At 56.4% G+C, this 13,425-nt stretch carries 11 protein-coding genes; 7 read left to right on the forward strand and 4 right to left on the reverse strand.

Features of this window, described 5'->3' with window-relative positions; all coding sequences use genetic code 11:
- Positions 1 to 13: 13 nt before the first annotated feature.
- Positions 14 to 1,006 carry a sensor histidine kinase gene (locus WA845_RS09360; protein WP_048902966.1) on the forward strand — a complete coding sequence of 331 codons (993 nt, stop codon included), beginning with the start codon at positions 14 to 16 and terminating at the stop codon, positions 1,004 to 1,006.
- A gap of 43 nt (positions 1,007 to 1,049) precedes the next feature.
- On the opposite strand, the gene WA845_RS09365 is transcribed toward WA845_RS09360, so the two are convergent.
- Positions 1,050 to 1,424 (reverse strand): response regulator, encoded by a 375-nt coding sequence (locus WA845_RS09365; protein WP_006699868.1) that lies wholly within the window; start codon positions 1,422 to 1,424, stop codon positions 1,050 to 1,052.
- 210 nt (positions 1,425 to 1,634) lie between these two features.
- Between WA845_RS09365 and WA845_RS09370 the strand changes: the two genes are divergently transcribed.
- The 6 genes from WA845_RS09370 to WA845_RS09395 all read left to right on the forward strand — a co-directional run bounded on the left by WA845_RS09370 (position 1,635) and on the right by WA845_RS09395 (position 10,027).
- Positions 1,635 to 3,089, forward strand: a complete 1,455-nt coding sequence (locus tag WA845_RS09370) for a sensor histidine kinase (RefSeq protein ID WP_112556266.1) — start codon at positions 1,635 to 1,637, stop codon at positions 3,087 to 3,089.
- Positions 3,086 to 3,523: a response regulator gene (locus WA845_RS09375; protein ID WP_004445914.1), complete on the forward strand. Its 438-nt coding sequence runs from the start codon at positions 3,086 to 3,088 to the stop codon at positions 3,521 to 3,523. The genes WA845_RS09370 and WA845_RS09375 overlap by 4 nt, the downstream gene beginning before the upstream one ends.
- Before the next feature lie 4 nt (positions 3,524 to 3,527).
- Positions 3,528 to 4,565, forward strand: a complete 1,038-nt coding sequence (locus WA845_RS09380; protein WP_042935498.1) for a sensor histidine kinase — start codon at positions 3,528 to 3,530, stop codon at positions 4,563 to 4,565.
- A gap of 500 nt (positions 4,566 to 5,065) precedes the next feature.
- Positions 5,066 to 6,520, forward strand: a complete 1,455-nt coding sequence (locus WA845_RS09385) for an HlyD family efflux transporter periplasmic adaptor subunit (protein WP_004445911.1) — start codon at positions 5,066 to 5,068, stop codon at positions 6,518 to 6,520.
- 148 nt (positions 6,521 to 6,668) lie between these two features.
- Entirely contained in the window at positions 6,669 to 8,633 is a 1,965-nt protein-coding gene (locus tag WA845_RS09390; protein ID WP_112556264.1) for a glycosyltransferase family 2 protein, read from the forward strand.
- Positions 8,634 to 8,728: 95 nt separating this feature from the next.
- Complete coding sequence (locus tag WA845_RS09395) at positions 8,729 to 10,027, forward strand: hypothetical protein (RefSeq protein ID WP_112556262.1); 1,299 nt, start codon at positions 8,729 to 8,731, stop codon at positions 10,025 to 10,027.
- An 84-nt stretch (positions 10,028 to 10,111) separates the two neighbouring features.
- On the opposite strand, the gene WA845_RS09400 is transcribed toward WA845_RS09395, so the two are convergent.
- From WA845_RS09400 to WA845_RS09410, 3 genes are read right to left on the reverse strand one after another with little or no spacing between them, the layout of a single operon-like run.
- Positions 10,112 to 10,993: a carbohydrate ABC transporter permease gene (locus tag WA845_RS09400; RefSeq protein WP_112556260.1), complete on the reverse strand. Its 882-nt coding sequence runs from the start codon at positions 10,991 to 10,993 to the stop codon at positions 10,112 to 10,114.
- Positions 10,990 to 12,078 (reverse strand): carbohydrate ABC transporter permease, encoded by a 1,089-nt coding sequence (locus WA845_RS09405; RefSeq protein WP_112556258.1) that lies wholly within the window; start codon positions 12,076 to 12,078, stop codon positions 10,990 to 10,992. The genes WA845_RS09400 and WA845_RS09405 overlap by 4 nt, the downstream gene beginning before the upstream one ends.
- A gap of 11 nt (positions 12,079 to 12,089) precedes the next feature.
- The gene (locus WA845_RS09410; protein WP_112556256.1) at positions 12,090 to 13,358 is read right to left on the reverse strand and encodes a sugar ABC transporter substrate-binding protein; all 1,269 of its coding nucleotides are present in this window, start codon (positions 13,356 to 13,358) and stop codon (positions 12,090 to 12,092) included.
- Between the last annotated feature and the right edge of the window lie 67 nt (positions 13,359 to 13,425).

Raw genomic sequence — 13,425 nt, forward strand, 5'->3', positions numbered from 1 at the left:
GGCGATGCCGCAGATGGAGCAAAGCAAGCTTCTTCTTCTCGAAGACAGCTCGGTCGATGCCGAACTGATCGAGGATCAGCTTTCACGGATCTCTCCGCCCCCTGTCGTAACCAGGGCGGTGGGTAAAACTTCCTTCATCGAGGCTCTGGAAAATCAGCAGTTTGATATCATTCTCGCAGATTTTTCCCTGCCGGACTTTGACGGCATGGCTGCGCTTGATGTCGTCATGCAAACGAGACCCGACACGCCCTTCATTTTCGTTTCCGGTGTTCTCGGCGAAGACGCGGCGATCGATGCCTTCAGGCGCGGCGCAACTGATTATGTCCTGAAGCAGCGACTGGCGAGGCTGCCCTCCGCAGTGGGTCGCGCTCTCGCGGAAGCACGGGAAAAGGAGGAGCGGAGACGGGCGGAAATGCACAAGGAGCTGCTCGTCCGCGAACTCAGCCATCGTGTCAAGAACACGATGGCGATGGTCATTTCCATCATTCGTCGCACTGCAAAAGGCAGTTCATCCGTAGAGGATTATCAAGAGAGGCTCGTGGCCCGCGTGAGTGCGCTCGCCGAAAGTCATGCCCTGCTTTTCCAGAGCAACTGGGGACAAACCGATCTCAAGGATGTCGTGAAGCGGGCAATTGAACCCCATAACACTTTTGCCAGCCGCGTCGAGCTCGAAGGTCCGGACGGGGTTAGCGTATCGCCTAAATCCGCATTGGCGCTCGGCATGATTTTACATGAACTGGTGACGAATGCGCAGAAATACGGTTCGCTTTCAGAAGCAACCGGGAAGGTGCAGGTCTTCTGGAAAAGGCTTCGTAACGATGAAGGCCGGGACCTTATCGAGCTGCGCTGGCATGAAAGCGGTGGCCCGCCCATTTCCGCTCCGCTGGAGACCGGTTTCGGAACGACCCTTGTTACGCGGGGAGCCCAGTACGAGCTGCAGGGCGACAGTGAAATCCGCTATGATCGCGACGGCCTGAAATATCGGGTGATTTTCCCTCTGGACTGAAGTTTCGCCTATCAGCGTTACCGGACGTTGCGGTATTTTCCCGCTACCCGGTATGCGCGAATTCGGTCGCCAGAACATTCGGGAGATTATCAAAATCGCACGGCTTGGAAATGATCGTCAGCCCTGTCAATTGCGTGCGAATACCGGGTATCTCGGCATATCCGCTGCAGATGACGAAAGGTATGCTCTCGGCCCTCAGTCGTTCGATCACGGGAAAGGATAACTCGCCCTTGAGATTGAGGTCGATAACCGCTCCATCCAGATCGGTTGCGCTTATTTTCTCCAGCGCTGCGGCTATATCGGAAACCGGCCCGATGACGTCGACACCGAGGTCGGACAGAAAGTCCTCCATATCCATCGCCAGAAGGGCGTCGTCTTCCAGAACGAGGATATGCTTTCCCTGAAAATCATATTGCATAGCTTACCGCATTCACATGGTCGCAGGCGCGCCCGGACATTTTACCAACAGCGCTGAACGCCTGAAGATCGAGGTGGTTCCACCCTTGTGTAAAAAGAAATCATTCGCATCCGTCGCTTGCGTACTCTAGTTTGTGCCGCGAACTAACTGCCTACCGGGAATGTTACTGCTGTGACTGGTTTTTCACCGTTTGCCCAGCGAAGCCTTTTGATGCTTGCTGTTGGCGTTGCAATTTTGATTGGCATGGTCTCCACATCTTTGTGGCTGGTGCAGGTGAATAATCGCTATTCCCAGGAGACGGCGGAACTGCGCCGTGTCCGTGCCGCAATTCTGGATGTGCTGACGACGATGCAGGACGTCGAAACCGGCCAGCGGGGATATCTGCTTACCAACAATCGCGAATATCTGGGGCCTTACGAAGAGGCCCTTCAGGGCTTGCCCGAACGCCAGGCGCGACTTCTCGATCTTCTGAAAGGGGAAGAGCGATATAAGCAACCTCTCGCTGGCTTGAAGCAGGCGATCGACGCAAAGCTCTCCGAGACACGCGAAACCATCGATTTGCAGCGCGCGGGTCGCATTACCGAGGCAGCCGAGGTCGTTCGAAATAACGACGGCAAACGCTTCATGAATGAGATCAGGAGTGTTCTGTCGGACCTTCAGTCGGATACCGACGATCGCCTGCGCGTCATCGTTGCGGATCAACTGGGCGCCGCCAATACACTTCGTTGGGTAACGATTGGCGGTGCCGTTGCAATTCTCATCGTGGTCGGCGGGTCGATACTGCTCGTCTTTACTTATATTCGCGCGCTAAACAGGTCGCGGGAGGATGTGGACGAACTCAATCGCCATCTTGAGGAGCGTGTCGAGGAAAGAACACGCGATCTTCGCCGGGCCAACCAGGAAATTCAGCGCTTCGCTTATATCGTTACTCATGATCTGAGGGCGCCGCTTGTCAACATCATGGGCTTCCTTTCCGAATTCGATACGTCGCTGAAGCCGGTCACCAACTATGTCCTGGCAGATGGAAAAACGCTGACGCAGGACGTGATCCGAGAGGCGCGGCTGGCGGTTGAGGAAGACATACCCGAAGCCATCGGGTTTATCCGTTCATCGACCCGCAAGATGGACCAGCTGATCAACGCCATTCTGAAGATATCCCGTGACGGCCAGCGCAAGCTTCAGCCTGAGAAAGTCGATATCGAAACTTTGCTCTCCTCGCTTTCAGAGACCGTGCGCCATCAGATCACGGCCAATGGAGGAGAGATTCATGTCGACACGCCCAAGCTGACAGTCGTGACGGACCGCATATCTCTCGACCAGATTCTAGGTAATCTTCTCGATAACGCGGTGAAATATCAGATGCCTGGGCGCCCTCTGAGGTTAACGGCACGCGCCTATCCGGCCGGGCGCGGCGCGATCGCCATTGAAATTGGCGACAACGGGCGCGGTATCGGTGAGCAGGATCTTGAGCGTGTCTTCGAACTGTTTCGTCGGGCGGGCGAACAGGACCAGCCCGGTGAAGGAATAGGTCTCGCACATGTCCGTTCGCTAATCAGAAATTTAGGAGGTGACATTAGGGTGGAGTCGCGACTCGGGGAAGGCAGCAAATTTATCTTGCTGCTTCCGAGTGACCTCAGAAGAGTAACGAAGGAAGGCGACAAATGAAAGCGACCGGTCAGGAAGTAACGATCGTGATGATCGAAGACGACGAGGGACATGCCCGTCTGATCGAGAAGAATGTGCGCAGAGCAGGTGTCAACAACGAGATCGTGCCGTTCACACTCGGTGCAAAGGCGCTGGATTATATCCTGGGCCAAAGCCGGGACGGGCTCGTCAGCAAGGATCGCTATCTGCTCGTTTTGCTCGACCTCAATCTCCCCGATATGTCCGGCATCAGCATTCTCGAGCAGATCAAAAGCAATGAATACACCCGCCGTCTGCCTGTCGTGGTTTTGACGACCACTGATGACGAAACCGAAATTCAGAAATGCTATGATCTCGGTGCGAATGTTTATATAACAAAGCCGGTCGACTATGAGGGCTTCGCGAATGCCATCAAAAATCTTGGCCTTTTCTTTTCCGTAATACAGATACCCTGAAGGCATGATGGCTCTGCGCGTTTTGTATGTCGATGACGACCCGGCTCTGGCGCGGCTTGCGAGCCGCGTCCTTGGTCGCCACGGAATGGAGGTGGTCCATGCCGCGTCCGTTGCTTCCGGGCTTGAGCTTTTCCAAAACGGGCAGTTCGATGTCGTCGTTCTCGATCACTATTTTCAGACGGCGACGGGAATGGAGTTTCTGGCGGCTATCGAGACGGTGCCGGCCCGGGTTCCCGTTCTTTACGTAACGGGGTCCAACGAGGCCCAGATCGCCATAGACGCGCTCAAGGCTGGTGCCGCCGATTACGTCATCAAGAATGTTGGAGACGACTTTTTTCCGCTGTTGCTGGCAGCCATCAACCAGGCGCTTGAAAACCATCGCCTGCGCCAGACAAAAGAGGAAGCTGACCGTCTGCTGATAAAGGCCAAAGAGCATGCGGAAATGATGGTGAAAGAGATGAACCATCGCATCGCGAATAGTCTCTCACTGGTTTCCGCCATGATCCGGCTGCAGATCAATACGCTGAAGTCCCAGGAAGCAGAAACGGCGTTGCTGGAGACGCAGAGCCGGATTTCTGCGATCGCCGGCGTTCATCGCAGTCTCTACAATACCGCGAATGTGGGGCTCGTATCCCTGAATTCCTATCTCACCTCGATCATAAGCGACCTGTTCCAAGCTGTTCCGGGCTCTTCCTCCATCACGGTCGAAACGTCGCTCTGTGAGGTTGATCTGAACGCCGACCATGCCGTTGCGCTCGGTGTCATCGTCACTGAGCTTCTGACAAACGCGCTCAAATATGCCTATCCGGATCAAGAAGGCACAGTGCGCATCAACCTGTCCGCCCAGGACGGCCGGTTCATTCTTGTTGTGGAGGATGACGGCGTCGGTGTGAAACCGGATTCAGCCCCTCGCGGCACCGGTCTCGGCACCAAGCTGATCATGGCGATGGCGCAGAATATTGGCGCCCGGGTCGAGCAGACGCACACGCACCCGGAACTCAAAAAAGGCACCCGTTTCTCGATGATATGGAATGAACGGTGACGGCATGGCCGCCGTGCCTCGCGATTATATCTCGATATAACGGCTGTCTAGCGGGGAGCGATTGGACCTCCTGGCCGTCCCCATAGCCTTCAGCGCGAGCGAATGGTAAAAATATTTTGCGCGAAGCACGGAAGAGTGAAGCCGCTTTCGGCGCTCTGAGCAGAGCGACCTGCCGTAAAAGCGATTCTTTAAAATTTTTCTCTCTGCCATAGTGGAAACGCGGTACATTCTCAGGTTGTGCGCCCCGGTCGAGCAAACTGCACAAGGCGGGTGCCGGCTGCCGCTATAAAGGCACAGCTAATATGGAACGACTGAAATTTGACCCAGGAAGTTTTCATGGGTGAAATTTTGCGTCCATAAAGCCGGCAGATGCATAGTATTTCGGCAATCTCGGAAAATGTCTTAATGCAATCTTAACGATGTTGCGCTGCAAAAAAACTTGATGGACTATTTTAATACTGCGGGAGGAAATGCTGTTCAACAAAACAGGAGTTCGTGCCATGCTGTTCCGCAATAGAGATAAAGAAAAACCTCAAGGCGCCTCGGTCAGGCTGGCCTCATATACTGTTCTCGGTGTTGTCGCCACAGTGTTTTCCTCCTCCGTGTTTCCACCTGTCTTCACTTCGCAGACAAACCGCGCCTTGATCAATGCTCCCGTCATTCCGCTGACGACCCCAATCAGTGGCGTGGTGAAAATATCCGGTAACGGCAGGGCGGCTGTTGAAAACGACAAGGTCGACAACACCACTCTGATCGGCCTGAAAGTGCAACTGGCGGCGCTCGACAATGAACTTCGCCAGAAAAACGCGATTATCGGCGATTATGCTAGCCGGGTCGACAATCTGAACAATGATCTTCTCAGCCAGCAAGCGGCTTTACTGCAGAGAACAGAATCCGACCTTGAAGCGGCAAAGGCTGCTTTGCAGATGGTGACCTATTCGACCCGCATCGCGAAAGCAGAAGCGGTGCGCAAACAGAAGCTGGTTGCCAAGGGTGTTTATTTCGGAATTGGCGACGACATCGCCGATACGATACAACTTGAAGATACAAAACTGCAGGCCGCGAAAGTTGCCGTCGACAAGCTTAACAAGGAAATGAGCTTCGCGCGCCAGGGCATCTATATCGGTTCCGACCTGCAATCCCTGCAAAATCTTCAGCAGGAAATCCGCACAAGGTCCGCCGATCTGCTGCAAATCCAGATGCAGATGACGACCATGCAGACGCGGAAAAGCGAACTCGAAGCGCTTGCCTCCGCGGAGGCCGCGCGTATCGACAGACTGACCCGCGCCGATCTCGCCATTCCGCCGGGCACGACGCTTTATAAGCCGGTTGCCGTGACGGGACGTGAAGTGGTGGCCGGCGACACCTTGGCGGAGGCGCTCGACTGTCGCAACGCTTTCGTCGTGGCAATTTTTTCCGAACGTCAGGCGCAGGCCCTTTCCGTGGGTTCAAGGGTAAAGGTAAATGCCGATGCCTGGGCGCAGGAAGCGGACGGGGTGGTAGAGCGGCTGGTGCCCCGAACCACCGAACGCGTCGACCTCGATTATGCCGTACCGTTTCCCCCCACGGAGCGGCGGGAGCTTTACGCTTATATCCGCATGGCCGGGACATCCGAGAGCCAGTTTATGAACAACGGCGTCTGTTCGGTCGGCACCTGGGTGAGTGTAAGTCTGCCGCGCGAATGGCTCGGCAAGACCCGGGAATATGTGCACGAGGCATCGGCAAGCCTTTTCCAGTTTGCGCAGGCATCCGCCAGCGAAATGCCCGATGTGAGGCAGGCCGCCTGGACGCTCATCGAGACATCACGAGAGAAAATATTCGAGCAGATGGGCATGGGCGGGCAGCCGCAACAGCCGCCGGGAATAGCGGCGCCCACTACAAAGCCGGATATCATCACGCAGCATGCGATCAGCGGTGCAGATGCCACCGCGAAAGCACCGCGCACCCAATCCTGACACCCGCATGGATTGGGCAAGCCCCTGCGGGCGCGTCCACGACGCCCGCAGGGCGACCCACCTGTTTCACACAGTCGAAGCAGCCTCATTCGCGCACGCTATCGGGCGCGGCTTTTGGGACGTATCCGGTCAACCATGAGGACAAGCGATGTATTTCACTTCAGAGGGCGATGTTCAGTCCGTCCTTTATGTCAATCTCATCATCGCCCTCTGCGCGATCCTGTTCACCATGCTTGCCGACCCGCGGCGAACGCTGGACCGGCTGGCGTTCAGCACCATCATGCTGCTCTCGCTCAGCGTCTATATTTTGTGGCGCGCCACCGATACGCTGCCTCCCTTCGAGCTTTCGCTGGAAACCACCTGGAATTACATCTATTTCACTTTCGAACTGATCTCCGTGCTTTATGCGATGGGATCGATCCTGATCCTGACAAGACGAACGGACTGGTCTTCCATTGCAGACGAAGCCGAAGCCGGGATTACGGACGATCCCAATGCGCCGCTGGTCGATGTGTTCATCTGCACCTACAATGAACCTTTGAACGTGCTTGAAAAATCGATTGTCGCGGCTCAGGCAATGCAATATCCGCGGTTGCGCGTTTTCGTCTGCGACGATACGCGCAGGTCCGAGGTTCGGGACTATTGCGAAACAGTCGGCGTCAATTACGTGACGCGGCCGGACAATAAGCACGCAAAGGCGGGGAACCTGAACAATGCGCTTGTCCACACCAATGCGCTGTCGGAAATTTCAGATTTCATCATGGTTCTTGATGCTGATTTTGCGCCGCAGGCCAATTTCCTGTCACGCGTGACCGGACTTTTTGCCGATCCCAAAGTGGCCGTGGTGCAGACACCGCAATTTTATTTCAACAGCGACCCCATCCAGCATAATCTCGGTATCCGCAATTCCTTCGTGGATGATCAACGGGTATTCTTCGACGTATTCCAGCCTGCAAAGGACGCGGTCGGTTGTGCGTTCTGCGTCGGAACGAGTTTCGTTCTGCGGCGGGCAGCGGTGAACGAACTCGGAGGTTTCCCGCATGATGCACTTTCGGAAGACATGCTGCTGACCTACCGGTTGATGGAACGGGGGTATGTGACACGCTGGCTCAATGAAAAGCTCAGCGTCGGATTATCGGCAGAAGGCCTGCCGGAGTATATCACGCAGCGCACGCGCTGGTGTCTCGGCACCATCCAGATTGGACTTTTGCGGACCGGGCCGCTGTGGCGCGGCAATTTCACCCTGACGCAGCGGCTGCATTATCTGCACGGCCTGTTCTGCTGGCTTTCGAAACCCTTCATCCTTTGCCTGCTGCTCGCGCCTTCAATCTATTGGCTGACCGGCGTTTCCGCGCTCCAGGCCGATGAGTTGATGTTCATGCAACTCGGTCTGTCATCGCTTGCGCTGTTCTGGGCCTATTCCACCTGGATATCGGGAAAGCGCACACTGCCGCTTTTCACCGAGGTGACACACGCACTGACCGCCGTTCCGATCACGATCACGCTTTTTCAGGCCGTGCGAAAACCTTTCGGACGCCCCTTCAAGGTCACGGAAAAGGGCGGAGACAGGTCACAGGTGCGCGTTCACGGCCCGACGGCGCTATTCTTTGCCCTTGTAACCCTCACTTCGGCCATCTCCGTGCTGATTGCCGTTTATGGATGGGACGCACCCGTGGAATTTTCGGCGCGCGATTGTCTCAACCTTATCTGGTCGGCCGTCGCCATGGTGATTGCCTTCATTAGCCTTATCTGCTGCATCGAGTTGCCGCGTTTCGACAGGGAGGAGCCGATCAGCGTAAACCTTGGCGGACAATTACGGCAGGGCAATGCGGTGACAGGGGTGAAGATCGTGGCACTGTCGACTGAAACCGTGACGCTTGCGGGTTTCACTTCTTCTACAGAAGCGCAGGCCATATTCGTGCCGGAGGTGGGCTGGTTGCAGATCGATGCAACAAAAGACCAGTTAATACCCGGAAAATTCTGCCTTGCTGCAACCGCCGAGCAGCATCGGGCTATCCTGCGGCTGCTTTTCCGCACTGCACCGGAAAATGTGGCGGAACAGGGCGACCTGATAAAATCCATGCAGATGTTGCTCGCAAGGGCCTTCAGCTAATCAGGGGGCGATTGAACAGGACTTTGCCGGACACAACACGGTCCCGATGGCCGGCTGCCGCCTTGAAAGGTTTCGATCAAACGGGAATTCCGCTCATGCCTCTCAGATCGATCATCCCTGCGATCCTGATGTCCTGTGTCATGACAGTGTTGGCTGGAGGTGACGGGCGCGCTGCATCCGGATCCGTCCGCGATATGCTCGCTTCGCGCTTATGCGCGGGCCTTGCCGGGAAGATGGATGGTTCTCCCGCGCCCTTCGTGTTCCGCAGCTTCGAGCCTGCGCCCGGTGGCAAGGCGCTCGATCCGGCGCTTTCGAATACGGGTTTCACCTATGACAATGCGCTGGCATCCATCGCTCTTTTTGCATGTGGGAAAGACGCAGAAGCAACAAGGGTTGCCGATGCGCTGCTGCTGGCCGTGAACCGTGACCGCCGTTACAGTGATGGCCGCCTGCGCAACGCCTATCGCTCCGGCCCGGTCGTCAGCAAAACGGAGCTTATGCTCCTGCCCGGTTTCTGGAATGCCGCCAGCAATGCCTGGGTCGAAGACGGCTATCAGGTCGGCAGTGCGACAGGCAATCTCGCCTGGGCAGCCCTTGCCCTGCTTACCGCCTCTGAGCACTCCGACAATCCAGCCTATTTGCAGGCCGCGGAAAAAATCATGCGCTGGATCGATGCATATACCAAGGGTGAAAGCGACATCGGTTACACGGGCGGCACATTCGGCCACGAACCGTCTCCGATGAAACTCGACTGGAAATCGACAGAGCACAATCTCGATGTTTACGCTGTTGCCAGCTGGCTCACCGAGAGTGGGGACGATAAAACCTGGCAGACGATGCAGGACAGGGCAGGCAAGTTCCTCGACGCCATGTGGAATGAGCAGCAGGGTCGTTTTTATGTTGGTAGCCTGCCCGGCAGCGATCGGCCCAATTTAACCCAGTCGGGAATAGATTCCGAACTCTGGCCCATCCTCGCCGTTCCGGAATTCCGCGGCCGCGCCGAGCGCGTGCTGGAATGGATCGACCGGCACTATGCGGTCGGGGAAGGCTTCGATTTCAACGATGACCGGGACGGCATCTGGCTGGAAGGCACGGCGCAGGCAGCGCTTGCGTTTCAGCATGCAGGCCACGCCGGGCGCGCCGAAGCCCTGCTTGCCACCGTTGATGTTGAGGTGTCGCCCGATGGTCTGGTCTATGCCACTGTCGGGCCGGAGTTGACGACAGGGCTGATGATCGGGCCTGCCTCGACCTCTGCCGATTTCAAATATTTCAGACTGCCGCATGTCGGCGCTACTGCCTGGGCAATCCTAGCGGCGAAAGACTGGAACCCGTTTTTGAGAGAAAGCAGTTGCACGCGTCCCTGTCGGAATTATGCCCGTCCCGGCAGGGGGTAAGGAGGATGTTGTTGTCGTGGGATCGCGAGAAGACCGGATGGCGGCGGGCCTGGCGGTTTAAGATGCCGGGCAGCCTTCAAAACGCTATCCCTTTATTCCGCTTGCTGCGATGCTGGAGATGAAAAGTCTCTGCAGACACAGGTAAAATATCAGCACGGGCAGGGTAATAATGGTGAGATAGGCCATGACTTCACCCCAGGGCGTGTTGAGCTGGAAGAAATACTGCAGCCCCACCATAACCGGCCGGTAAGCCTCGGACTGCGTGACGAGAAGCGGCCATAGATACTGCTGGCTGTACATGACGAGAAACTTCAAGATCGCAGCTGTTGCGATCACCGGCCCGCTGAGCGGCATTACCACCTGTGCGTAAATACGCAGCCAGCTGGCTCCGTCGATGCGTGCCGCCTCCAGCAATTCCCTCGGCAGATCCTTGAAATATTGGACGAAGAGAAAAATCGTCAGTCCGTCCGCGATCCATGGAATGATCTGCACATGCCAGGAATTGAGCCAACCCCAGGTAAACCCGCCGCTGCCGATCCATGGCAGATTGTTGACCTCCAGCAGCAGCGGCACGGCAATCGTCTCAAACGGAATAATGAGCGTGGCGAGAATGATAGAGAAGAGAACGTCCTTGCCGCGCCAGTTCAAAAACGTAAAAGCGAAGGCGGCAAGCGAGCCGAGCAGCAGGGCGAGAAATACGGTGACGCCAGTCACCATAACGGAATTGAATATGAAGGTTGCAATCGGCGCCCGGGCGAAAGCCGCAGTATAGTTTTCGAGCGAAAGATCTCCGACCGGCAGGAAGGCTCGTATCGAAGTAGCATCGCTCAACAGCTGGTCGTTCGGTTTTAGCGATGAGAACCCCATGAACAACAGGGGCAGGATGAAGATCCCCGCGAAGGCGAGCATGAGCGCGTAATTGCCGATGAGAAAAACGGGACTTTTGCGGCGTCCGGCCTGCATCATTGCTTCTCCCTTGTCAGGTAGCGCTGGGTCAGCGAAATGCACAGGACAAGCAGGAAAAGGACGACAGAAATTGCGGAGCCCGCGGCTATGTCCTGCTGGCGGTATCCTCGCTCAACCGCCTGATAGACGATGCTCTGCGTAGAGTCGCGAGGCCCGCCTTTGGTCATCACATCGATCTGCGCAAAAAGCGCAAAAGCCTGCATGGTGATGACGATGATAACGAGCACCGCCGTGTTGCGCAGCAGCGGCCAGGTTATCATGCAGAACTTCTGCCAGCGGCTCGCGCCTTCAATGTCCGCTGCCTCGTAGAGATCGGGCGAGATAGTCTGCAGGCCGGAAAGCCAGATGACCATATGGAAACCGACGCCCTGCCAGACTGACATCACCAGAATGGCCCATAAGGCGGTATCGGTTCTGCCCAGCCAGTCGACGGGCTGGAAGAGCCCAAAACTCATATAGCTCAGAAGGCTGTTCAAGAGCCCATTATCGGCGGCATAAATAAACCGCCAGAGAAGCGCCACCACCACCACCGACAAGACCACAGGCATGAAATAGATCGCACGAAAAATCGTGACGCCGGGGATTTTCTGGTTCACCAGCAGGGCAAGAAACAGCGCCAGCGCCGCCTGAACCGGCGCGACCACGACCACGAAGGAAAGGGTGTTTACGACGGAGGTCAGGAATACGACGTCGCGTGCGAGAATGACGATCCGGTTCTCGCCCCAGCTGAAGTTCTTATATTCCCGCATTCCGTCCAGATGAGGATAGTCGGGGTTGTTGCGGGTGAAATTACGAATTCTCGGATAGGCGATGGAGCCATCCGCATCCCGGCTGATGCTTCCATCGGCCTGCCTTTCCGGCTTGAGCGTTAGCACACCGACGCCCAGCAGCCGGCTGTAGTTTTCAAAGCCGACGAACTCCGTCGGGTTGGGAGATGTGAGCCGCTGGTTGGTGAAGGAAAAACCCAGCCCCAGCAGAAATGGTGTGATCAGGAAGAGCCCGATCAGCACCACCGCCGGTGCGGCCATGAACCAGCCCGTGAAGCTGTCCCGGGCCGGTTTTCCCTGTGAAGAAAAGAGCGCCATCGATCACGCCCCTATTTGGGTTGGTAACCGGAATTGCGTTCCAGATTGTTGTTTATCTCGTCCGTTGCATTATCGAGGGTATCGGCCACATCCGCACCGTTGGCAATGTCGGAAAGAGCCTTGGAGAAGACCGGCGAGATGAAGGCGTAGGCCGGAGTGACAGGACGCAACGTACCCTGGCGTCTGGATAGTTCGAAGAAAACTTCGAGCGGGCCGCCCTTCTTGTAATTCTTCGTCATCTGGGCTGCCGAGGACGTGGCCGGGATAAGACCGATCGCATCCGAGAACTGCGCGAGATATTTGTCCTGGATGGCGAATTCGATGAAGGCGGAAGCGCCTTCGGGATGCTTGCTGGTGGCCGAAACGCCAAACTGCCATGACCCCGCGCCGATCTTCGGAGCCTGCCCGAAATCAGGCGCGGGCAGGAAAAGCAGATCGTCTCCATATTTTTCCAGAGCCTTCACCGCAACCCAGTTGCCCATCCATTGCAAGGCGTGGCGACCTTCCAGAAATCCGGTTTCGTGGTCGGCGGGTGATTGCGATGTCCCGGGTGCAAGCTTCTTGGCGAACAGGGATTGCCACCACTCCCCGAACTTGACGGCATTGTCTCCATTGAGGAAGTCCTCGGCGGTTCGATAATTCTCCTTGTCGATCAGGCTGCCGCCGAAACTTTCCAGAAAGGGACTGAAGGCATAGCTGTACCATTCGGTTTTATCGGCCATGCCGAGGTCGATGGCATATTCGAACTTGCCGCTGGCAGCGAGCTTCTCAAGGGCTGCGTTGAATTCCTCGCCGGTCCACGGCTGTTCAAGAGTTGGAATGCGGATACCGTTTTCATCGAGCACCGATTTGCGGGCGAAAACCGCCACGGCAGCGTCCCACAGACCGACCGAATAGAGCTTGTCTCCCCACCGGCCCACGGCGCCGGGCAGGAAATTCGCAAGCTTTGCCTCGTCGATCTTCAGTGGTTGCAAATATCCGGACCACGCCCAGTTGGGCATGTTCGGACCGTCGACATCCAAAATGTCTGGCAGCTTGTTGGAAAGCGCAGCAGCGGTGACGGATTCATTATATGCATTCTGGGGGAATTCCTGAAGCGAGACCCGCCAGTCCGACTGGGACGAGTTGAAGTCCTCGATGATGCCGGCCAGAATCTTGCGTTCTTCAACATTGCCTGCGCCGTGATACCACATCGTCAGGTCGGTCTGGGCCAGTGCGGCGGTGGAAAAAAGCATCGACAGGGCAGTTGCTGCCCCCGCAAAAATGGCTCTGCTGGTCATAGATGGTCCTCCTCCTCACGAAGGGTAACTTCAACATCTACAGATTGTTCCGCAGAAATTTGCGTCC

The organism is Agrobacterium sp. CMT1, assembly GCF_037203725.1.
Lineage (GTDB): Bacteria > Pseudomonadota > Alphaproteobacteria > Rhizobiales > Rhizobiaceae > Agrobacterium > Agrobacterium pusense.